The 21,964-nt window shown below is 44.0% G+C and carries 22 protein-coding genes; 9 read left to right on the top strand and 13 right to left on the bottom strand.

The genetic code is table 11. The annotated features are described in order from the left end of the window. The coding region (locus tag A37S_RS26795) for a helix-turn-helix domain-containing protein (RefSeq protein WP_084163963.1) at positions 1 to 159 on the bottom strand (159 nt) is incomplete at its 3' end. A gap of 260 nt (positions 160 to 419) precedes the next feature. Here A37S_RS26795 and A37S_RS0119280 point away from each other — a divergent pair. The 5 genes from A37S_RS0119280 to A37S_RS0119260 all read left to right on the top strand — a co-directional run bounded on the left by A37S_RS0119280 (position 420) and on the right by A37S_RS0119260 (position 6,677). Then, positions 420 to 1,685, top strand: coding sequence for a hypothetical protein (locus tag A37S_RS0119280; RefSeq protein ID WP_157278868.1), 1,266 nt, complete (start codon positions 420 to 422; stop codon positions 1,683 to 1,685). Between the two features lie 41 nt (positions 1,686 to 1,726). Next, complete coding sequence (locus tag A37S_RS0119275; RefSeq protein ID WP_028298402.1) at positions 1,727 to 3,148, top strand: DUF1016 N-terminal domain-containing protein; 1,422 nt, start codon at positions 1,727 to 1,729, stop codon at positions 3,146 to 3,148. Between the two features lie 240 nt (positions 3,149 to 3,388). Then, a complete protein-coding gene (locus A37S_RS25375) occupies positions 3,389 to 4,657 on the top strand; it encodes a serine aminopeptidase domain-containing protein (RefSeq protein WP_084163971.1) in 1,269 nt (422 codons plus the stop codon). A gap of 145 nt (positions 4,658 to 4,802) precedes the next feature. Then, positions 4,803 to 6,074: an LVIVD repeat-containing protein gene (locus A37S_RS0119265; RefSeq protein ID WP_051293318.1), complete on the top strand. Its 1,272-nt coding sequence runs from the start codon at positions 4,803 to 4,805 to the stop codon at positions 6,072 to 6,074. 3 nt (positions 6,075 to 6,077) lie between these two features. Further along, positions 6,078 to 6,677: a hypothetical protein gene (locus A37S_RS0119260; protein ID WP_157278865.1), complete on the top strand. Its 600-nt coding sequence runs from the start codon at positions 6,078 to 6,080 to the stop codon at positions 6,675 to 6,677. 7 nt (positions 6,678 to 6,684) lie between these two features. Here A37S_RS0119260 and A37S_RS26425 read toward each other — a convergent pair whose 3' ends face one another. The 8 genes from A37S_RS26425 to gyrB all read right to left on the bottom strand — a co-directional run bounded on the left by A37S_RS26425 (position 6,685) and on the right by gyrB (position 14,102). Continuing rightward, positions 6,685 to 7,383, bottom strand: coding sequence for a hypothetical protein (locus A37S_RS26425; RefSeq protein ID WP_051293317.1), 699 nt, complete (start codon positions 7,381 to 7,383; stop codon positions 6,685 to 6,687). A gap of 89 nt (positions 7,384 to 7,472) precedes the next feature. Continuing rightward, complete coding sequence (locus A37S_RS0119250; RefSeq protein ID WP_028298399.1) at positions 7,473 to 8,183, bottom strand: hypothetical protein; 711 nt, start codon at positions 8,181 to 8,183, stop codon at positions 7,473 to 7,475. A gap of 9 nt (positions 8,184 to 8,192) precedes the next feature. Continuing rightward, positions 8,193 to 8,855 carry a hypothetical protein gene (locus A37S_RS0119245; RefSeq protein WP_028298398.1) on the bottom strand — a complete coding sequence of 221 codons (663 nt, stop codon included), beginning with the start codon at positions 8,853 to 8,855 and terminating at the stop codon, positions 8,193 to 8,195. A gap of 28 nt (positions 8,856 to 8,883) precedes the next feature. After that, a complete protein-coding gene (locus tag A37S_RS0119240; RefSeq protein WP_028298397.1) occupies positions 8,884 to 9,543 on the bottom strand; it encodes a hypothetical protein in 660 nt (219 codons plus the stop codon). A gap of 33 nt (positions 9,544 to 9,576) precedes the next feature. Further along, entirely contained in the window at positions 9,577 to 9,915 is a 339-nt protein-coding gene (locus tag A37S_RS0119235; protein ID WP_028298396.1) for a PadR family transcriptional regulator, read from the bottom strand. 121 nt (positions 9,916 to 10,036) lie between these two features. Continuing rightward, positions 10,037 to 10,660 carry a hypothetical protein gene (locus tag A37S_RS0119230; RefSeq protein ID WP_169719535.1) on the bottom strand — a complete coding sequence of 208 codons (624 nt, stop codon included), beginning with the start codon at positions 10,658 to 10,660 and terminating at the stop codon, positions 10,037 to 10,039. A 151-nt stretch (positions 10,661 to 10,811) separates the two neighbouring features. After that, on the bottom strand, positions 10,812 to 12,014 hold the full coding sequence (locus A37S_RS0119225) for a threonine synthase (RefSeq protein WP_028298394.1): 1,203 nt from the start codon (positions 12,012 to 12,014) through the stop codon (positions 10,812 to 10,814). A 129-nt stretch (positions 12,015 to 12,143) separates the two neighbouring features. Further along, on the bottom strand, positions 12,144 to 14,102 hold the full coding sequence (gene gyrB / locus A37S_RS0119220) for a DNA topoisomerase (ATP-hydrolyzing) subunit B (protein WP_028298393.1): 1,959 nt from the start codon (positions 14,100 to 14,102) through the stop codon (positions 12,144 to 12,146). A 255-nt stretch (positions 14,103 to 14,357) separates the two neighbouring features. Between gyrB and A37S_RS0119215 the strand changes: the two genes are divergently transcribed. Beyond that, positions 14,358 to 14,969 carry an OmpH/Skp family outer membrane protein gene (locus A37S_RS0119215; protein WP_028298392.1) on the top strand — a complete coding sequence of 204 codons (612 nt, stop codon included), beginning with the start codon at positions 14,358 to 14,360 and terminating at the stop codon, positions 14,967 to 14,969. A 70-nt stretch (positions 14,970 to 15,039) separates the two neighbouring features. Here the strand turns inward: A37S_RS0119215 and A37S_RS0119210 are convergent, their stop codons facing one another. After that, on the bottom strand, positions 15,040 to 15,477 hold the full coding sequence (locus tag A37S_RS0119210; RefSeq protein WP_028298391.1) for an META domain-containing protein: 438 nt from the start codon (positions 15,475 to 15,477) through the stop codon (positions 15,040 to 15,042). Positions 15,478 to 15,741: 264 nt separating this feature from the next. On the opposite strand from A37S_RS0119210, the gene A37S_RS0119205 reads away from it, so the two are divergent. The 3 genes from A37S_RS0119205 to A37S_RS0119195 all read left to right on the top strand — a co-directional run bounded on the left by A37S_RS0119205 (position 15,742) and on the right by A37S_RS0119195 (position 18,302). Continuing rightward, positions 15,742 to 16,272 carry a YceI family protein gene (locus A37S_RS0119205; RefSeq protein ID WP_028298390.1) on the top strand — a complete coding sequence of 177 codons (531 nt, stop codon included), beginning with the start codon at positions 15,742 to 15,744 and terminating at the stop codon, positions 16,270 to 16,272. A 36-nt stretch (positions 16,273 to 16,308) separates the two neighbouring features. Next, positions 16,309 to 16,866, top strand: a complete 558-nt coding sequence (locus A37S_RS0119200) for an acyl-CoA thioesterase (protein ID WP_036603281.1) — start codon at positions 16,309 to 16,311, stop codon at positions 16,864 to 16,866. Positions 16,867 to 16,985: 119 nt separating this feature from the next. Beyond that, a complete protein-coding gene (locus A37S_RS0119195) occupies positions 16,986 to 18,302 on the top strand; it encodes a GDSL-type esterase/lipase family protein (RefSeq protein WP_169719534.1) in 1,317 nt (438 codons plus the stop codon). Here A37S_RS0119195 and A37S_RS0119190 read toward each other — a convergent pair. The 3 genes from A37S_RS0119190 to A37S_RS0119180 are packed head-to-tail and all read right to left on the bottom strand — an operon-like array spanning position 18,283 to position 21,909. Continuing rightward, positions 18,283 to 19,932, bottom strand: a complete 1,650-nt coding sequence (locus A37S_RS0119190; RefSeq protein ID WP_028298387.1) for an MBOAT family O-acyltransferase — start codon at positions 19,930 to 19,932, stop codon at positions 18,283 to 18,285. The two genes, A37S_RS0119195 and A37S_RS0119190, sit on opposite strands and share 20 nt — an antisense overlap. After that, positions 19,929 to 21,455: an SGNH/GDSL hydrolase family protein gene (locus A37S_RS25365; RefSeq protein WP_051293314.1), complete on the bottom strand. Its 1,527-nt coding sequence runs from the start codon at positions 21,453 to 21,455 to the stop codon at positions 19,929 to 19,931. The genes A37S_RS0119190 and A37S_RS25365 overlap by 4 nt, the downstream gene beginning before the upstream one ends. A 13-nt stretch (positions 21,456 to 21,468) precedes the next feature. Continuing rightward, on the bottom strand, positions 21,469 to 21,909 hold the full coding sequence (locus tag A37S_RS0119180; protein ID WP_036603278.1) for a glucosaminidase domain-containing protein: 441 nt from the start codon (positions 21,907 to 21,909) through the stop codon (positions 21,469 to 21,471). Between the last annotated feature and the right edge of the window lie 55 nt (positions 21,910 to 21,964).

Genomic DNA, 21,964 nt, shown 5'->3' with positions numbered 1-21,964 from the left:
CTTGTAGACCCCTTTGGGATTACTGTTGCGCTTAACCTCCCGGCTGACTACCGATTTGTCCCTGCCGATGATAACGGCGATCTCCGAGATCTTCTTTCCGCTCGCTCTGTAAGCCTGGATTTCGTACCTTTGTTCCAGGGTTAAATGTGATTTTTCCATTCGCAATTCAAAAGTCGTTTTTTTCCCTTAAACATGCCAATTGGGGGTACCCCCAATTGGCATGTTTATTTCAACCTTTGTTGCATTTCTTAATTGAACTTACGGTGCTTGTTTTTATTTTCTTGAAATCTTTGTTTAATTTTAACGACGAGCAGTCTGGATTAGGATTTGGTTAATTTCATGCCGTAATCGTAGCAGCGGATCTTTGCAACTTACTTTTTCTACAATGACATACAGTACAAGCACTAACTACTAAGCAAATGAAAAAAAACAGACCCATTTTCCTTTTGACGCTAATTTTATCCATTACAACTTTTTTCCCTGCTTGCCGCCAGGATGATCTGAACGGTGAAGTCGATTCCTTGAACAGTTTAAAAGCTAACAAGCCATTGTCTGAAAGAAAAAAAATTACAGATTGGATTAACGCCCATGAGGAAGGCTTGAATTTAGTTAAGAAAGCAAACATTAACTTATTCAAGGCAAACCTTTTGTATGACGAAATGCGTGTGGAAAGCAGGAAAAATGGTGATGACCTTATAATAATCCCCATCAGAGACGGGGTAGGTGAAAAAATAAATCTCGGCCCGGAATACCTGCTCAATTTGTTGGTCGTCCAAAGCAAGACAGGTAAGTTGAGGTGGTCTACGGTAGTTTGCTTCCTTCCCGAGAACGGGAATAAGCGAACAGTCCTCAAGGAAAAAACTATTCAAAACATAATCAATAATGAGCCCGTTTTCGAGAATGGCCTGTTTAAGTTTCTGGATTTAAAAGGTAAACTCTTATATCAACTGGAATATAAAGACCAAAAACTTTCCACTTATGGAAGTCCAAGGAAAAAGGGCGACACGAATTCGCCGAATGTTGCTAAAGCTTCTATCCAATGTTATGATTATTACCTCATAACAACATATTTTGAGAATGGAACCGTTGTGGAACAAACAGAAGAGTACCTTTATACCGAATGTGATGAAGATTCATCAGGTGGAGACGGAGGAGGAGGAGGCAGCGGTGGGGGGAGTGGTAATCCCGGAGGTGATAACCCTGGCGATAGCGACCCTGAAGACCCAGAAGAGGAAAATGACGCGACTGTTCCTGCCAGATTCGTTTATGAAATTTCACACACAAATTATGATAACGATGATCTGTACCTGCCAGAAGATACAGAAATAGAATACGATGGTGATACTCCACTACCACCTATGGGGTTTCCAAGTCCACTAAGATATGTGTGTATGGCCAACATAACCTACAGGGCCGTGGATCTTAGTATCGTTAATGCATTTACTTATCCCATGAATTTGACTCCGAATAATGAGACATATTTACACCCCAATTGGGGGCAGGTGGCAAGAGTGGTGACCAAAATAGGTGAAAGCCACTTTGCAGACTTTATTGAAGGTGGCCATACCGCAACATTTTATTGGTCATGCGATATACATTTTCGTTGGACATACCTCACAGCCGGAGGGACACGAACACGTCAGGTACCATTTAGCCATAGTGTTACGGCATCCGTGCCATTATAAAAATGAAGCCATAAAATAAAAAACATCAAAAAAAGCTTGATATGAACATTTACACAATAGCAAGTACTAAGTTGCAGCAATATAGGGATAGTCAAGGGTTGAATCCGCAGGAAATGGCAGACAGGATGAACATTGGTCTGGCAAAATACAAAAAACTGGAAAGCGGTAAGGCCAAGATGGATTTTTTTGCACTGGCAGAATTGTCCAAAGACTTGTTCGAGCGCGTAAGCGATGAAGGTTTTGCCCTTTCTTTGACAAACCAGTTAAAAGGCATTCACTCGAATGTTCTGCAGAACATCAACTACAGCGTACTGACCTTGTTCCGCGAGGTAGGCGACCTACTGAACGGCTTTACGAGGAGGGGTGGTACCGGGGCGGCAACCGTTGACATACATGCCTGGCTTTCTTCCGTGCTGTCGCCCCTGTTTGGCCCATACCTCAGCACCGAAAATCTGCTGTTGATGGAGCGCTTTGTCAATCGCTGTTCGGCAGAAACCCTGTTGAAGATTTCATACGCCATTACTTGGGATTCCGTCCCGATATTCCTGGATTTGGAAACGGCCTACGAGTGGGAGTTCTATGCCGCGTTGATCTTGAACGAGAGGCTAAGCCCTGCGCAGCTGAAGGAGCAGATAGCCGAAAGGCGATTTGAAACGGAGCATGTACAGCGCGACCATGCGGATCAAGCCCTTGCAGATTTACCGTCTGACCTGAAGATTCCCCGCGAAGATATCACCGGCCTGAAAGGTTACTTCAATGGCCCAGGGGCTGCCGATTTTCGTTCACTTTTTGAACCCATAGTACCGCAGGAATGGCCGGACATAGATGGACTTGATGCCCCGAAAGAGGCCATCGAGCTGCTGCATGCTATAGACGATAAGCTCTTGGCCTTCCAGATAAAAAGTAATAATTTGTTGAACCTCCGTATCAATAACGCGTTCCGGCAATTGGGTATCACCGTATCCTATTCGCTGCTGGATGAGCTGGGCCACAAGCGAACGGACGAACGCCTGATGGCGATGTCCAAGCAGGTGGAAGAGCTGCTGGGCACCCTCTTTGGCCCACAGTGGTTTTTCTCCTGCGTGCGTTTCGTGAAGCAAGCTGATAACGATAATACAGGACTCATACAATTTTTACCTTGGGAATATATCGATTTACTACTTCCATTGGCAAACGGTGACATCCAAGACTATTATGTCCGACGTGCCTTGGAAGAGGGATGGTCACTACATGACCTACAGGAGCAGTTGGCTTTAGATAGTTATGGGAAGCAAGGGGCAACCGAAAGTGCAGCGATAACTAATTCCTTGCCACCGGAACTGCCCGTACGACATTACCAACAGGGCAATGTGGATATCTTTATCCGGACAAAAGTCGTCGAAGAACGGATAGGCCCGGAAAGCGACGTGAACCGCAATATTTACAAAAGCCCTATCGCTATGGCTTTCTTAAAAGCATTTTAAGCCTTCGGTTTACCCATACAGCTCTAAAAAATCAGATATACGTCGTATTTCACTACAGGACAATTTTCAACAAAACCCCTCTTAACCCCTCTCTTTTAGGGTTTAGCAAAGTGTCTGGAGTCCATTTTGCTCCCGCTGTCAAAAGCGATGGCTAGCTTATGGAAACTGATCTGCTAGAACAAAATCACCATATCTTTGTTTCGTCACTAACAACATCAAAACAAAAAACAGTACTGCAACATGACACTTAAATCTCCTCTTATCACCGCGTGCTTATTCCTCTGTAGTTTCATTGCGCAATGTCAAGACCGACTGCAAACAGTCACCTCGTTCTTGGGGCACTTGCAAAAAAACGAGTATGCCGAAGCTTTGAAACAATATTGCAGTGCCAATTTCCAAACAGCCGTAACCGAAGTAAAAATGGCTGAACTATGGGAACAGCTCAATGGACAGTTTGGCAAATATGAACATATTGGTCCAGCCGATCCTTCATCCGAAAATCCACTGTTGTTATCGGCAATATTCGAGCAATATGAAGTACCCATGAGTTTTTCTTTTGACGAAAAAGGCCTAATCCAAGGTTTTTTCATCCAGGGCTCGCCCAAAGCTAGAAGCGGTAACTTAGCAAACGGAGAAGAGGAAATCAACATCAGGGTAAACGATGGCGTAATAAGCGGTAGCCTTATCTTGCCAAAGCAAGCTAAACAAGCAATGCCTCTAGTTATCATCATAGCGGGCAGTGGGCCAACCGACAGAAACGGCAACAATCCATACGGTGTAAGTGCCAGTCCCTATTTGCTCTTGGCCCAAGCACTCTCGGAAGCAGGCATTGCGAGCTATCGGTACGACAAACGGCTGGTAGGACAAAGCTCCAATTTCAATGCCAGTACCAAGGAACTGGTTTTCGATGATTTTGTAGATGATGCCGCATACATTATACAATTCTTCAAAAGCAAACCGGAGTTTGGAAAAATTATCGTGATTGGCCATAGCGAGGGATCAACCATCGGTATGGTAGCTGTCCAAAAGACGACGCCATATGCCTTCATCTCTCTTTGCGGCGCAGGCGAAAACCTGAGTGATATTATTGAAAAACAACTAATATCGCAACCCGAACTGGCTAAACAAGTCGAACCTATCCTAACCAAGCTAAAACAGTCACAAAGAGTGGATGATGTACCACAAGAGCTGAACGCCCTTTTTGCACCTTCCATACAGCCTTTTTTGATCACTTCTTTTAAGGTCAACCCTGCAGAGGAAATCAAAAAAGTAAAACTGCCCACACTCATCATAGGTGGTACCACGGATCTACAAGTACCTACGGACAATGCCGAAAAGCTAAAGGCTGCCGCACCAAACGCCCAATTGCTCTTGGTCGAGGGATTGAATCATGTCTTAAAAGAGGCTCCTATAGACAGAAAAGAAAATCTGGACACGTATACCAACCCCAATCTACCTATAGACCGGGGCCTTGTAGAGGGAATTGTGAAATTTATTAAGGGCTTATAATTTCTTTTAAAAAAACTGTAGCACATTGATGATCAGTCACGTTTAATTACACGTGAGAAGGATGGGGAATTGAATAAACACACATAAGAATAAATTCCCCAAGTAAGGTTGGTTGGTTTTATCCATTAATCTCAAACGTTAAATTATGATTCGTCAATCTAAACAGCTACGTCATGGAAGCCGTGCTCGCTGGGCTATTTTTTCCCTATTGATTTTTTCAACTTTTTTGTCGTGCAACGACAAGGTAGAAAGTACCTATACTTACATTACTCAAGTACCGGTATATCTAAAAACTTCCGAAGTCAGAGCCATGCAAGTCGGTCTTACATCGCCCAAGGCAATTGCTGCTACGGGTAAGATATATGTCTATGGCGACTACCTTTTTATCAGTGAGCCCAATGAGGGCATTCACGTTTTTGACAATCAAAATCCTTCCTCTCCCAAGAAGATTCATTTCTTGAAGATCCCCGGTTCCGTGGATATGGCAGTAAACACCAACATACTATACGCAGACAGTTACGTTGATCTATTGGCCTTCGACATCAGTGACATAGACAACATCCAACTGGTAAAAAGAGTAGAGGATGTATTCCCACACATGTTTATCAATACCGAGAAAAGCATGCTTGTCACCTACAAGGATTCTATCGTATCTTACACCGTCCCACAAAGTGATCCCAGGTTGATTGCGTTCAACGATGCTGCTGCTAATTTTTCTGGAGGAGGCGGATGGACAGCTGGCGGCCAAACCTATGGACAAGGGGGCTCCATGGCGCGCTTCACATTATTGAAAAGTCACCTCTATGCCGTTGACCAAAGCAGCCTACGCCTGTTCGATGTATCACAACCTCGCTCCCCCAGCTTCGTAAGCGATATCTCGTTGGGCTGGGGTATCGAGACCATTTTCCCCTATAAGGACAATCTTTTCATCGGTTCCACTACGGGCATGCATATCTATGATGCAAGTACGCCATCTGCTCCGGTGAGAAAGTCTGTCTATCAGCATTTCACAGCCTGCGACCCCGTGGTGGTCAACGACAAGCATGCTTTCGTGACCCTTCGTAGCGGCAATTTCTGCCAGCAGGGAGTTGATCGATTGGAAATATTAAACATAGAAGATCTTTCAAATCCAGTGTTGCTCAAGAGCTATGAGATGCGCAACCCGCATGGACTTGGCCTGGATGGCAATAGGCTCTTCATTTGCGAAGGACAATATGGACTAAAATACTTCAATGCCGCCGATGTGTTGAACATAGACAAAAATCAATTGGAGTTTCTGCAAAACCAGAAGTCATACGACGTTATACCAACGGGCAAATCGCTTATTGTAGTGGGTTCCGACGGCGTATCGCAATACGACTATAAAAGTTCAGGCAACTTAAAAAAGTTAAGCACCATTTCCATCGGCAACGGATAGTCTATGCGCAAAGCGAGCATCTTATTAATATTCAACGCTTCATGCTGTTGGCTTTGTTGGTTTGCTACCTGCCAAGCACAGTCGATAGGCTATAGCCATCACACGGAAATGGGCATGCTGATGGGCAATAAGTCGGTGACCAGTAGTTCGGGCTTCACCTTCCAAAGCTTCCATGGTATTCACTTGAACAGGGTTGGCTTTTTTGGCGTTAGTATTTCGGTAGACTCCTATCCGGAGCTCACTCTATTGCCTGTTGCTTTCGGCGCCAGATTGGCCTTGAACGACGACAAAACCTATCCTTATTTATCCGTAGATGTGGGACATGGATTTTCTTGGTTACAGAAGAATACGGTGGAAGAATGGTACAAAGGTGGCTTCATGTTTAACCCAGCTTTTGGATTGGGCTTCAAACAAAAAGGCAGGGATACCTTCACCTTAAGCTTGGGCTACAAATTGCAAAGGGCCACCATTTATGAAGCATTACGCTTTACGGAATTTGCAGCTTCTGGTACTTCGGCAGCACTGCCAGAGGGCGTGAGTAGCATGCAGGAAGACCGAATTACCTTCAAACGCTTATTCATCAAGTTTGGCGTGCTGTTTTAAGGAAATACTATCGCTGCGTGGCCTGACTTGTCCCATAAATGCGCCCAAGTTCATCACACCGTGCCTTAGTCTCTCTATAAAAACGCCACATAACGACAAAAAACAACACTTGGATGATGAGCAGTATTGCAAAAAGCAGCGCCATCAGCGGGTTGTCCGACCAAGATGCACGCCCAATCATTTGATAGCAATTCAGCAAGAAAATAGGCCAGGCAGCCATGGCGCCTATAAAGCTCCCAGCCACTCTATAGGCTAACATATTTTTGAAGCGATATTGGTCTCTATAGATGGAAATCAAGAAATAGATCAAGCAGCACAAATATGCCGCGAACAACATGACCAAGCACAATGTAGGCTTGGCTATAAGCAAATAAAATTTGCTTGACAAGAACAAAAAGAACAGAACCAAAAGTACACGAGCACTAGTAAACCAATGCTTAAGAACCTGTCTCGCCTCGCGCTTCAACCTATTAGTGATATCTTTGCCTATGGCGTCTTCTATAGGTGCAAAGCCCATAACACCAAAATCACGATGAGCAGCAGTCATCGCATCCTCAAAACCCAAATTAGTATTTAGATTCATCTTTTCTTCTACCTTGCAGGCAAAGTGATCCAATATCTCCAACTGTACATCGGTATAGACGAAGCCCCGCTTGGAGATGAAACTCTTTAACTCCTCAATTTGATGTGCGGTCAATTTCCTCATGCTGTTTTACCAATTGTTCATAATCTATACGGCTCGTTTTGATAACGGCCATGAGCGTGGCTGTGTCCAGAATTTTCCATACAAGAAATTTAATCGGTTTGCAACATCCTCTTATAATCCGTATTCAACGTCTTGGCAAAACCCTGCCAGTAAACAATGGCCAGTGTGAGCAACAAAGATAGCCCTGCTGGCCCTAGAAACACCAGTACGGCATCCCTGGAGACTTCCTCTTTCGAAAAAAGCGAAAGCAGCATGGACAGGTTTAATACAAAGACCATAAACCATGGGATAAGAAAGTTGGACAAGTTCAACATGCTAGACACGACCAAAGAAGGCTTTCGCCTGTCACCAAGTCGGTAAAGACGCCGCCACGACTTTATTATTACATGTACTACTGGTCCAAAAAGCACGGCTCCTAAGGAAATCAAAAAGAATGCTTTCTGTGCTACCACCACCTGCGAGCAAGCATAGATAGCGGCAAACAGCATCAATGTCCATAAGGCTTGACGGCCTCTGAATCCCTCCAAAAAAAATCTTTTAACAGCGCGTGAAAGGTATCTGTTTACCGATGTCTCCATATCGGATTGCATCTTCGCAATGCCTTGGTGACTACCGATGTCCTCATCCATCACCTCCTGAAAAAGGCTCAATATTTCCCTGCTATCTCCGTGTTGTCGCTTATACTCCATGGCAGACAGCATATGGTCATAGATTTCATGGTATACCTCATCATATTTAATATGATAAATACGTAGCCTGTGCTTTACCCAATCTATCTCGTATGGTAGTAGTAGTTCCATCTTAAAAAGCTATGCTAGCTTGACCAAATGTTTGATGACCTGTATCTCCTTGTTCATAAAGCTGATAATACTAATGCTATAGGCATAGATCAACACAACTGGTAGAAGCAGGACAAATACTTTGTTACCTTCCGAAAAATCAATTAACACCTCATTGAAAAAAAGTACGACCATTTGGTTCATGCTCAACATCAAAAACGCCATATTGAACACCGCCTTTTCCTTTATGGATTTCTTCCCCTTTATCGTCACGAATTTGTACAGTCCAAAGACCAATGTAGGCAGTATCATAATCGCCAGACAACTCTTGTATAACTGCACAGAACTGATAGAAACAGCCATTCGTTGGCTCGCAAAAAATGTGGCGACAAGCACCAACCAAATCCATGGTCGCGAAAGGCTCACGAGGAATCCCTTAAAGTGTTCCTTACCCAACTTGGATACCAAGAGCTTAGACCGCTCCCTTTCCTGCATTACTATTTCGTAAGCCCCACCAAAGTCTTCATCCATCACCACCGTAAGAGCTTCCCGCAACTCACCCTCATCACGAAAATCCGAATTTTCCAATGCACTGATCAAATGATCGCTCAACTCTTCATAGGTCTCCCGGTAGTCGACCATCAAGTTCACGTAATTCTTGATGTAAATCTCTTGTTCTTTAGTCAATGCCATGTCTGTTACTTATGTCTGAATACTCCAATCATTTACTTGCCAAGCGCATCGGCTTCATTTTCTTATGTATCAACCTTACAATCAATGTACAGCACACAATCAGAAAAAAAAGCACAAAACTGTACACATACTTTATAAAATCACCTAGTTCCCGACCAATGTCGGAACTTAGTATAATTAGCAACGATGAAAATGAAAACGTCAATCTGCTGCCTATTAAATCCAAAGCCCTGTTTTTGATGGATTTCTTCTTACCCCATTGTGCCAGACGAAAAGGTAATTGGTACATTAAGGGTAAAGTCGCGAAAAGAAAATAAAGGACCAATACAATCTTGTTGTCATAATGCGTCAAGAGTCCTTTGTACAGCACAAAAAAAATAACCGCCAAACCACACCAGAACCATGCATTGCGAAGGAAAGATCTAAGCTCCCTCACATGGACAATCTTCCATCTCTCGGCCAACTCCCTACTGAAATTACGCTCGGCACTTATTATTTGAGGCAGTCCACCAAAATCATCTTCTATAATTTGCAACATGGCCGCCGCCAATTCGTTCTCCGTAGAAAACCGCCGTCCGTCCAAGGCCGTGATGAGGTGATCGCTCACCTCTTCGTAAGTCTCCTGATAGGTCACCACCTTGTACACATAGTCTTTGATATATGCCTGCTGGTCAAAAGTTAACGACATCGCTTCCCTAATTTTTATCTTTGATTCTTTTCCTTATCCTATCGACGGTTTCAGGTTGAGCACCTGCTGCAGCTTTTCTATGAAAAGTGCGGCATCGCTCATCTTGTGTTGCACCTCGGCCTTCCCATCGGTGGAAAGCGAATAATACTTGCGCACGCGCCCATCCACCATTTCCGTACTGGTCTCCAAAAGCCCGTCTGCCTCCAGCTTGTGCAAGGTCGGATATAAAGCCCCTTCCGTCAACTTAAACTCCCCATCACTCAATTCCTTCACCTTTTGGGTGATTTCATAGCCATACATCCTATCCTTATCCTCCAACAACTTGAGGATAATGGTCTGTAAGGTCCCTTTCAATAACTTTGCTGAACTCATACGACAAATATATAATTTATTTACATACATAAGAAATTTATGTATGTAATTTTCTTATGCCATAAAAAAGCCCTTTCCCAAAACGGGAAAGGGCCAAACGGAAACTAATGAAAAAGGATAATTAGTATTTTGGTGATCCAGGACGTCTAGGCATATTGAGACTTATGGCATGTCCGTTCAAACTTCCTTGGTTTATCAACAGGCATATACTGAGCATACGGTCTGGCGCACCAGCTACGTAGCTTTCATCGACTCCTACCAGCCTAGCCTTCGAAAAGGCAACCTGCCTTTCCTTACCGCTGTCCATATAAGTGACATTACCCGTCAGACCATCACCACTGGCAATAGCACTGTAAAGATCATCGTCGATATCGTTGGCATACACGCTAACGTATAGCTTCATGCCCTTATCGTCCTCTTTTTCCCTAAGCGGAAAAAAGGGCATCTCTGGTCTAGGTCTTGCCCCCATCAGCTCATTTCCGGGCCTTTCATCTTTTCCGCCTTTCCTAGCCAAAGAATCAGGGAGAAATGGTATCGGAGCATTTTCGTTCCCCGCATCAAAAACGCGCGGATATTCTATTGTATAAGTAACATTGGTAGCCCGATAGCTAGACTGCTTCTCCCCAAAAACAAGATTCAACTTTTGCGTCACCAATTGTATACGCGACGGGGTCTGGCTCATAGCCATTGTTGCCCCAAGAGTAAGTAAAAACGTACTCAGCACTATTTTTCTTCCTATTAACATAATCTTCGACATTGAAATAACCATATGATCTCGACGAGTCAAAGGAGGAAATTATGAGTTCAAAAAGCAAGATTTTTAACCATCATTAACTTTTACAAGAGGCTTATTTACAGTTTTAAACGCTATTTAACGATCTGCTGTGTCGCTCGATTCAAATAGACAGATTTTCAAGGTATTTATAACCGCTTCCCGTATTTAGCAGCAAGACAGTCTGCCCCTCCGAAAACCACTGGGAGGCATGTAACCGCTTAAAAGCGGCCCACAAAGCAGCTCCTTCCGGCGCAAACAGCAAGCCTTCGTTGGCGGCGATCTCTTTTAGCGCCTTCTCCATGTCATCATCGGCAACGGCGATGGCGGTACCGCCGCTCTGACGAAGCACCTGCAAAATCAAGCGATCGGCATAAGGTTTGGGTACGCGCAGACCATTGGCCATGGTAAAACCGTTATCCTGATACACTGCCGTTTCCTTTCCGCTATGGAAAGCTTCTACTATCCCTTTACAACTCTCGGACTGTACAGCCACCATCTTGGGCCTACGGCTATCTATCCATCCCAGCTGCTCCAGCTCATCAAAAGCTTTCCATATCCCCAAAAGGCCGGTTCCTCCACCGGTAGGGTACAGGATGACATCGGGCAACTTCCACCCCAACTGCTCCGCTATTTCATAGCCCATGGTTTTTTTTCCCTCCAGCCTATAAGGTTCTTTCAGCGTAGACACCAAGAACCAGCCCTTTTCCCGCGCATCTGTATCGGCTCGCTTACCACAGTCTGCGATGTTCCCGTCCACTTCGATCACTTCAGCGCCATATAGCCTGCATTCATCCTTGAATACCTTTGGTGTCTGCTTGGGCATATAGACATGTGCGTGGATTCCCGCCCTAGCGCAGTAGGCCGCCAAAGCTCCTCCGGCATTACCCGCAGTAGGTGTAGCAATATGTTTTATCCCTAGCTCATGCGCCTTTGAAACGGCACCACTGAGACCTCTGGCCTTAAAGGATCCCGTAGGATTGCCCGATTCATCCTTCCATATTACAGAAAGGCCATCGGTCAGTTTGCTTAAGTGCTTCATCGACAGAATAGGCGTAAAGCCCTCTCCCAAACTGACGACACATTCCCCCTGCAGTACGGGCAGGAACTCGTGGTACCTCCACATATTCGCAGGACGCCCTTTCAGTAGCTCCTTAGCCGATAGGCCTGAAGGTAAATTATACTTGGCATATAAGGTACTTCCGCATTCACCAACTCGGCAAACGGTCTGAACAAGGTCTACTTCATAACGTGTCCCGCAAGCGGGACATTTCAGGTGACTGATAAAAGAGAAACTGGAATTAGCAATTGGAACGCTTCGGTTCATGTTGTATCTCAATAAATATAAATAATAAAAACAGGTAAATGTATCGAAAAGCCCTTGTCATAACATAGAAAAACCCCAAGTTTTTTAAACTTGGGGCTCTTTATATTGATGGGTAACCTATTTAGGTCATTATACGTCTATCTTGGCATATTTTGCATTACGCTCGATGAATTCTCTGCGTGGAGCCACTTCATCGCCCATTAGCATGGAGAAAACTCGGTCACATTCAGCCGCATTCTCAATGCTTACCCGTCTCAAGGTACGTGTATCGGGGTTCATGGTTGTATCCCAAAGCTGCTCGGCATTCATTTCACCCAGACCTTTGTAACGCTGCACATGCACGCTATCTTCTTTCCCTGCTCCCTTCAATTTTTGGATAGCTGCAAGACGCTGGTTTTCGTCCCAAGCATATTCAAATTCCTTGCCTTTCTTCACCAAATAGAGTGGAGGCGTAGCGATATATACATAACCATTTTCTATCAACTCTTTCATATAACGGAAATAGAAAGTGAGGATTAACGTGGTAATGTGTGATCCATCCACATCGGCATCGGTCATGATAATGATACGGTGATAGCGCAATTTATCCAAGTTCAATGCCTTGGCGTCTTCCTGGGTTCCTATGCTCACGCCCAAGGCCGTAAACATATTCTTTATTTCCTCGTTTTCGTAGATCTTATGCTCCATGGCCTTTTCCACATTGAGTATTTTACCTCGCAGTGGAAGTATAGCCTGAAACTCCCTATTCCGTCCTTGCTTGGCAGTACCTCCTGCCGAGTCACCTTCCACTAGATAAATCTCGCATTTGGCGGGGTCATGATTGGCACAATCGGCCAACTTGCCTGGAAGACCACTCCCTCCCATCACGCTCTTACGTTGTACCATGTCGCGTGCCTTGCGTGCGGCGGCACGAGCTTGGGCAGCGATGACCACTTTTTGAACAATTGCCTTGGCCTCCCTTGGGTTTTCTTCCAAATATAAGCCCAGAATCTCGCCCACGGCCTGATCGACAGCCCCCATTACCTCATTGTTCCCAAGTTTGGTCTTGGTTTGCCCCTCAAATTGAGGTTCGGCCACTTTTACCGATATCACTGCCGTAAGACCTTCCCGGAAATCGTCGCCCGTCACTTCTACCTTGAGATTTTTGAGCAATCCCGATTTATCTGCATAGGCTTTCAGCGTACGTGTTAGCCCACGCCTGAAGCCAGCTACATGCGTTCCTCCCTCGATGGTATTGATGTTGTTCACATACGAATGAACATTCTCAGAATAAGTATCGTTGTACTGGAAGGCCAATTCCACAGGGATATTTTGCTTCATTCCCTCCACATATATCGGTTCGGGAATCAATGCCTGACGCGTACCGTCTAAAAACTTGACAAATTCCTTCAATCCCCCTTCCGAGAAAAACAACTCCGTGCGGAAAGTGCCATCTTCCAGCTGCTCACGCTGATCGGTCAAGGTAAGGCTGATACCTTTATTGAGATAAGCCAATTCACGCAGACGCCCAGCAAGTGTATCGTAGTTGTACACCGTGGTCAAGGTGAAGATCTCGGGATCCGGGTGAAACGTCACGATGGTACCCGTCCTATCACTCTCTCCCACTATCTTTACGTCATACATGGGTTTACCGCGCTCGTATTCTTGCTTGAAGATTTTTCCTTCGCGATGTACCTCCGCTACCAATAAGGTAGACAAAGCATTCACGCAGGAAACCCCTACACCGTGCAGACCACCGGACACCTTATAGGTATCCTTGTCAAACTTACCACCGGCATGGAGCATGGTCATAACCATTTCCAGTGCAGATTTGTTCTCTTTCTTGTTAATTCCGGTCGGTATCCCACGACCATTATCCCTTACCGATATGGAATTGCCTTCTAGGATAGTCACTTGAATTTCGGTACAATATCCGGCTAGCGCCTCATCGATGGAGTTGTCTACCACTTCGTAAACCAGGTGGTGCAACCCTTTTACTCCAACATCGCCTATGTACATGGATGGACGCTTACGTACAGCTTCCAACCCCTCTAACACCTGAATATTATCCGCCGAATAGTTGGATTTATTGTTGTTTTCTTCGCTCATTTAGTTTTAAAGTTCCAAAGCCCAAAAATACGAATTTTTCTTCAATTATCCTCATTTATGTCGCTTTATCCTTATCGTCAAACCTAAGATTATAATGGTTGATTTAGTGCAATATTTAAAAGTCAATAGGTTTTTGTTCAAATGGATTGTAAAGTCTATCTTTGCCCATCAAAAGGAATTTATCCTTTAAGGATGACAACATTGGCCGTCTAGAAAAAGGCCAAACAATTTCAGAAACAACAAAAAACAAATTAGATGAAATCATTTACTTCTATAGCTAAAATCGGTATCGGAATAGCCATTGCCACGGGTGTTGCCGCATGTGGTAATAAAGGAAATACTCCCAGTGACTCACAGGCAAGCACTAACGACTCGACCAAATCGGCTGTTTTAACTGCGGAAAAAATTGTCTATGTAAACTCTGACTCTCTTTTGGCCAACTACACCTATGCAAAAGAAGTAAACGCACGTATAGAAGCAAAAGGAAAGAAAGCACAAAGCGAGCTACAAGCGAAAGGAACAGCTTTTCAACGTGAGGTGGCCGATTATCAGCAAAAGGCTGCTACTATGAGTGGCCAAGACCGCCAAAATACGGAAGAACGTTTGGCCCGTAAGCAACAGGAACTTGCCCAGCATGAGCAAAACGCCGGTGCCGCCTTCTCAAGGGAAACAGCAGATGAGAATGAGAAACTCTACAATAAAATAGCAGATTACCTGAAAATACACGCAAAGGCAAAAGGTTACAAACTGGTATTGACTTATACCAAAGCCAGCCCGAATATCTTATTTGCCGATGAAAGTCTTGAAGTAACGAAGGAAGTGGTAGATGGATTGAACGAAGCATATAAAAAGGAAAACCAAAAATAAAAATCGCCAATGCGCAACAAAAAAGGGGATCTTCATGAGAAGATCCCCTTTTTTGTTGCATATAATTTCCTTACAATTTTTTATGAAAGCGCATCAGCTCAACATCGCCATCATAAAAACTCAGTTTTTCGCCGTTTAACTTATAAGTTTTTACTTTCTCCAACGTGCTTACAAATACTTGTTCCCCATCTCCCTGACAGAACATCTTGGTCATTATCATATTTTTTGAAAAGGAGAGGCCATCACCATTTTGCGTATAACCACCGCTAAAGGTGTTGCATCCCGTGTTGCCACTGGCTCTCTTTTCCGAAGCATCAAAATTCACTTCTGGCTTCCTATTTGGATATAGGCCATCGAACGCTATTCTGGGGCCAGTTATATATTCCAACTCCCATGAACCCGTGAGGTCTCCTCCTGTTGTTGCGGCCTTTTTCGATGCACAGGTATTCATCAGTAACATACAGGTAGCCGCCAAAAACAAATAAACATTAAAATATTTCTTTTCCATTTTTATCTTCTTAAAGTAGTTTTGGGCTGAAAGAAAAACACATTCAAAAGCCAAAAAACAAGTATAAAACAACTATTTACCCCCTATAAACAAAAGGCGTGCCATTATAAAAAAAGAGACAAATATAGTCCCTTACATCTCATCAATTCTTATAGACGGTGATTGTCAGCAGGATATCAACATATGAGCTATTTTATATTCTCTCTATCCATTTTTTTCATAATTTTCATAGATTCGTGCCATTCACTAGCATATCATTACGTTATGTCGCAATTTCTCTGGTCAACCGATGCTCATCATTCCAATATCATTTTCCATGTAAAGCACATGCTAATATCGACTGCTACGGGCCAGTTCAAAAGTTTTTCAATCAAGGCGTCTACTGAGGACGACGATTTTGACGGCACGCATATAAACGCCATTATTGCTGCCGACAGTGTGTCTACCAATGAAGTTTACCGAGACGAACACCTCAAGTCAGAGGCATTCTTTGCTTCGAAAGATTATCCGAATATCCTATTTACGTCTACGCAATTTACGCGAAAAGATAAGGATACTTTTCAATTGAACGGAAAACTCACCATCAAGGATGTCACAAAGGAGCTGACGTTTCCTGTTCAGTATATTGGCCTCATAGCATATAATGATCATATGAGGGCCGCCTTTGAAGCAAATTTCACGATAAGTCGTAAAGCTTTCAACCTTACCTACAGCCCATTGATGGAAACGGGAGGCATGGTTCTCGCTGATGAGGTATCCGTAAGAGCTCATATATCGTTAGTGAGACAGCTATAGTGGTGCCGTTTCATCCCCAAACAAAAAAAGAAAATTATGGAAGACTTTAAACCAGTTGCAGCTTCGCAGACCACCATGACCGAACTCATGATCCCCTCTTATTCCAATTTTGGAGGAAAGATTCATGGCGGCATCATCCTTTCGCTGATGGACAAGGTGGCCTATGCCTGTGCGGCCAAACATGCCGACGCTTATTGCGTCACGGCCTCCATTGACAATGTCGATTTCCTTGCCTCTGTAGAGGTGGGCGAAATCATTAGCCTACAGGCCTCTGTCAACTATGTGGGCAATAGCTCCTTGGTGGTAGGCATCAAGGTGCTGGCTGAAAACATCAAAACACGCTCGGTAAAACATACCAATTCCAGCTACTTCACCATGGTAGCCCTTAGTGAAGAAACCCAAAAGCCAGTAACCGTGCCAGGTCTGATCTTACAAAGCGAAACAGAAGTACGCCGCTTCATTGCCGCCCTGCACCGCAAAGAACTCAATCGCTACTATAAACAAGAGAATTCCCGTATCAAATCAGAGCTGACAAGTCACAACTATCTCGACTTATTGCAAAAAGAACGCTGTTTGTTAAAAATCGAACCATAGAAATGCCCTAACGACACATCCGTTAATTATTGCTATTTTTGCCCCATTGTCGCCCGCATCTTGGATTATACCATTTTCTGGCTTCCATCGTTAATTGATTTTGCGCAAACATGAAAACCATGAATTGTTTATTCGTTCTGTTTTATTTTCTGCATATCGCGTGTTCCGATCCAGCAAATAAACAAACAAAATCTGCTGACGAGTTGATTTCTTGGCATCCTATAACCGAAAAGCGTTATTCCAGCACTTATAATTTTATTGACAGCCATGCAGATACTATCAGCAATTATTGGCATCTTCAATCCTTTTTCCGTAAACTATCCTTGTTGCAGGAAGGCAAAATAGATCGCGTATCGGTGGTGCATATAGGCGACTCACATATCCAAACAGACTTACTGACCAAGGAAGTCCGAAATGGCCTGCAAGATTTCTTTGGCAATGCAGGAAGAGGCTTTGTATTTCCTTACCAGCTGGCACGTACTAATGGTCCACAAGATTTCTTCAGTTCTTCCTCCTCCAGGTGGAGCAGTAGCAGACTAAGTTACAGCAGAAACAACGTGTTGCATGGTCTGGGCGGCTTTGGCATGAACAAGCTCAGTGGAAAGGGCGATATCCAAATCAATTTGCGCCACCAAAACTCAGATTTTGACATCATTCGATTATTCTTGGGCCAAAACTCCTCTCCTAGTACTTGGTTCATAAATCCGAACAAATCGGCAAAAACGTACCAGCTAGACATTATGCCACAGCTGGGACACCCCTATCAGGCAGACAGCCTACAGCTCACGAAAGAAACCAACGGATTCTCTATCTATTCATCCAACGCGCCTGCCACGCGGTATTTTTATGGGGCCTCCCTAGAGCGCAGCGAGCCAGGTGTACTATACCATGCCATTGGCGTAAATGGAGCACAGTATGCACACTATAATGCAGATGCCAATTTTTGGAATCAGTTAAAGGCCTTGAAAAGTGATTTGTATATCCTTTCTTTTGGCACTAACGAAGCCATCACCAATACCATGAACGAAGACAATTACCTTCTTCAGGTGCAGGATTTTATTACCCACATCAAGGAAATAAACCCCAAGGCGGACATCCTAATCACTACTGCTGCTGATTCGTACAATAGAGGAGTGCCAAACGAGATGTTAGAGCGTATTAATTTGGCGTTGCAATACTATTGTCGCCGCTACGGCATTGCGTTATGGGATCTATACGGCATTACTGGAGGATATGGTTCTGCAAAAGCGTGGTTAAAACACGGATTGTATCAAACAGACAAAATACACTATCAGGCCAAGGCATATGAATTACAAGGGAACTTACTATTTGACGCCCTCGCAGACGGCTTCAATAGGTATATCAAATACCTAGAACAGGTACAGGCCGCGGCACAAGACACCGTGAAACCCCTTGCTAGAACTGTAGATAAATAGGCATGACGGGTGTTGCAGACTTAAAGAAACCGTACAGAACCACAAACAGGAAAAAAACGACCACATAGGCCAATAATGGCACCTTGTTGAGCTTCGTTATGAAATCGCCCGCCCAGCTATCAGGTATAAAATGGATAAGCAGCCCTATGGCCATCATATACAAAACGGTATGGTAATTGGCATAAAAAGCATCCCAGACCGATAAGTTGAAATCTCGATATATCTGGTAAATCATAGCCATGGCGACATCGAAGTTGGCTGCCTTGAAGAAAATCCAACAAAAACAGACAAAATGAAAGGTCACCAAAACCATTACAAAACGATAAATGCCATTTTCCTTGAGTCCGCCCAACAACCTGTCGGTCAGCAACATCCATATCTTATGTACAGCAAGGGCCATACCATGCATGGCACCCCAGATAATAAAGTTGAAGCTGGCACCATGCCAAAGGCCGCCCAGCAACATGGTCGTCAATAGGTTCATATTGGCAGTTACCCCTTTCGCCTTTCGGGTAATGAGTGCGGGAATTACCAGGATAAGTAGGACTGCGGCACAAAGAGCCAGCGAATAGATGGAGGATAATCCCAACAAATGTATACTGCCAAAATAGAGCCCGAAAAAGAACAACGCTGTAAACAGCCAGGTAGCTACACTACCTTTCCTGTTTCCTCCTAGGGGGATGTACAAGTAGTCCTTTAGCCAAGAGGACAGTGATATATGCCATCTGCGCCAAAATTCGGTAATATTACGGCTCTGATAAGGCGACAGGAAGTTGGGAGGAATATCGAAGCCCAACCATTTGGCTATGCCAATGGCAATGTCGCTATAACCACTGAAATCGCAGTAAATCACAATGGCATAACCATATACAGCCAAGAGGTTTTCCAACCCAGTGTATCGTGTTGGATCATCAAAAATGTAATTTACGAAATTGACGGTGATGTAATCCGATATGATCAATTTTTTGATCAAGCCCGATACGATGAGGTAGAACCCTTTAGTGAAGTCGCTATTGGATAAACAATACGGTTTGTTGATCTGTGGAACAAAATCGTGCGCACGGACAATAGGCCCCATCATAAGCTTGGGGAAAAAGGACAGAAACAGCAGGTATTCACTAAAGCGCTTTGCTGGCTTGAAATCACCACGATAGACATCAATGGTATAACTCAGGTTTTCGAAAGTATAGAAGGAGATGCCTATCGGAAGAAGTATATGAAGGCTGTTGAAATGGGTATCCAAAAAGGAATTGCTCAGCTCCACAAAGAAATTGGTATACTTGAAATAGAAGAGTAAGCCCAGGTTGAATACCGTCGCTGTCAATAGATAGGCAAATCTTCCGCCTTTCTTTCGCGTCAGATAGATGCGGTGCGACAGCCAGAAGTTCACCAAAGCCGATATCACGACCAAGCCCACAAAATATCCGCTGGCTTTATAGAAGAAATACAAGGAGAAAGCACAAAATATGTACCGTCTAATGGCCAAATGATTTCTAAAGGCGTAATATAACACGATGAAAAAAGCAAAAAAGAACACAAAAAAACCATTGTTGAACAACAAAGGGTTCTTCGGATCATAAGCCAATTGATCAATCAAAGCCTGCCAATCAAAGGAGAAGTTCCAGGTCATGGAGTTACCGCCTCCTCTTCCGGTTGTGCTTCGCTGCGCTTTAGCTTGCCCAAATCTTTCATAAATGCATCGAACAGATATGTGCCGAGAATCTTCATTCCGCGACCATTTGGGTGCACATAATCCTTATTGGCCAAACTTGGGTCCTGATTGGCCCAATCAATGATGCTATTTTCGCCCCCCATCGCCTCAAACTGATTATAAAAGGCACAACCTGTCATATAGGCAATCTCCGCTTGGGTTCTAACCAGCGACTTGACACCTTTGGCAGAGCGGTATTCGCCATCGTAAAAAAATGCCCTATCGCTACTACTCACTATCAGAAAATCACTGTTTGGAAAGCCAGCTTTCATGCGGTTGATGACAGGAATCATCAATTTTTTGTACCAGTTGAAATTGGTATCATCGGCATGATAAAGTACGTTAATGCCAAATTGAATAATAATCAAATCGTAAGGATTTTCTTTGGCTACTTGCCTCATAAAATCTGCCTTTAACTGGCCGAATTCTAGTCCAGAGATGCCCCTAAAAGAAAAGTTGTCCACAAAAACGCCGTTTTCGGATTCAAAGGTGACGCCGTATATAGGAAGCAAGGTATCCAAACTACTAAACTCAATATTCCTTCCTTTGTCCTTGCTCAGCAGCTTCTTGTTGAAAAGTGAGCCTGGGGCAAGCTCCATTTCCCTGCCGTTGACTACCAAGTGGGCTACAGAATCAGACTTGCTATAGAGAAGATATTTGGAAACATAGCCACTGCTGTCTTTATAGGTGTTATCACGCATCCGCACCTTTGCCGCTCCCGAAGAAAAAAACATATGCCCATTAAAAAAGAAATTGCCTCGCTTGCTATTCTTAAAGTGTATGTCTCGCCAAGCACTGCCGCTGGTTGTGGCAGTAACCGTCTGTCTAAACTGCGCCACGGGCGACGTAACGGGAACAAAGCCTACTCCCCTACCCCCAAATTGCTTTTGCAGTAGGCTACGAAGTGTCTGCGATAGCAAATCGCCCTCGATCATGCTATCTCCCAAATAAGCTATCCGTAGTTTCTTTGGCTTCCCTTCCTTAATTGCCTCCAGCTTTGCCATCACATGGGGTAATGCAGCCTGCGTCAGATCTCCCGTACTGGCAATTAATTGCTTCGGGGCACTGATTTCCAAAAAGTGCTTAATGCTATCTGGCAAGGGGATCAAGGCCTTATCACCAACGGTCCCGCCAGCGTCTGGGTCTGCATTACTATCTCTGGGTGTAGCCGATAAGGTTTGGAGACTATCCAGCATATCACTAAGTCCCAACAGGCTATCCTGCTCTTTGAACTGCGGAGGAACCGAAAGCTCAGCGCGATCATTTTTTTTAGCTGAGCCAGAAAAACCCTTTTGCCCTTGGCTCACTACCACGTCAGCCAAGAGGTTTATTTTATCAAAAGGCTTCCAATAAAATCCGTACTGATAGCTGGCTAATGAAAGAAGAATATAGATTAAAAGGGAAAAAAGGACAAAAAGAAAGACCCGTTTATTTGCATTCATCAAAAATTCTCAATCATAAATCGTATCTTGAGATAATCGTCATTATGCGTTTTTTCCAGACAGTTGGTTTGGTAGAATATCCGGCACTGGCCATCGCTTCTACCCATTTTTCTACATCCTCCGAGCCTTTCAATCTGGCGTAATAGTACTTACGGGCAACCATGCTGCAAAAGGCATCAAAAGACTCCCTCACATCGCTAAATTGTTTATACCTGGTTCTGACACCGTGCGTTTGCCTCAAATTGTTGGAGCCAACTATCCCAAAATGATTGTTTAGCAATTTAGAATTTCTGCTTTCGCCAGCACCCGTCTCTACAATTGCAATACCCATAATCACGGACGATGGTATTCCATAAACCTTGGAAAGCGAATCTGCCAACGGCAGATGCTCTTCAATATAATCACTTTGCGCATAGCTTTCACTCAAATGCCAGCCAAATAGAAAAAGTGTCATAATTAACACTTTTGTCGCGTTTGAACGTATTGTTCGAATGTTTTTTCTTTTCATA

Source organism: Olivibacter sitiensis DSM 17696 (genome assembly GCF_000427965.1).
GTDB lineage: Bacteria > Bacteroidota > Bacteroidia > Sphingobacteriales > Sphingobacteriaceae > Olivibacter > Olivibacter sitiensis.
This window is presented reverse-complemented; position numbering and strand designations above follow the sequence as displayed.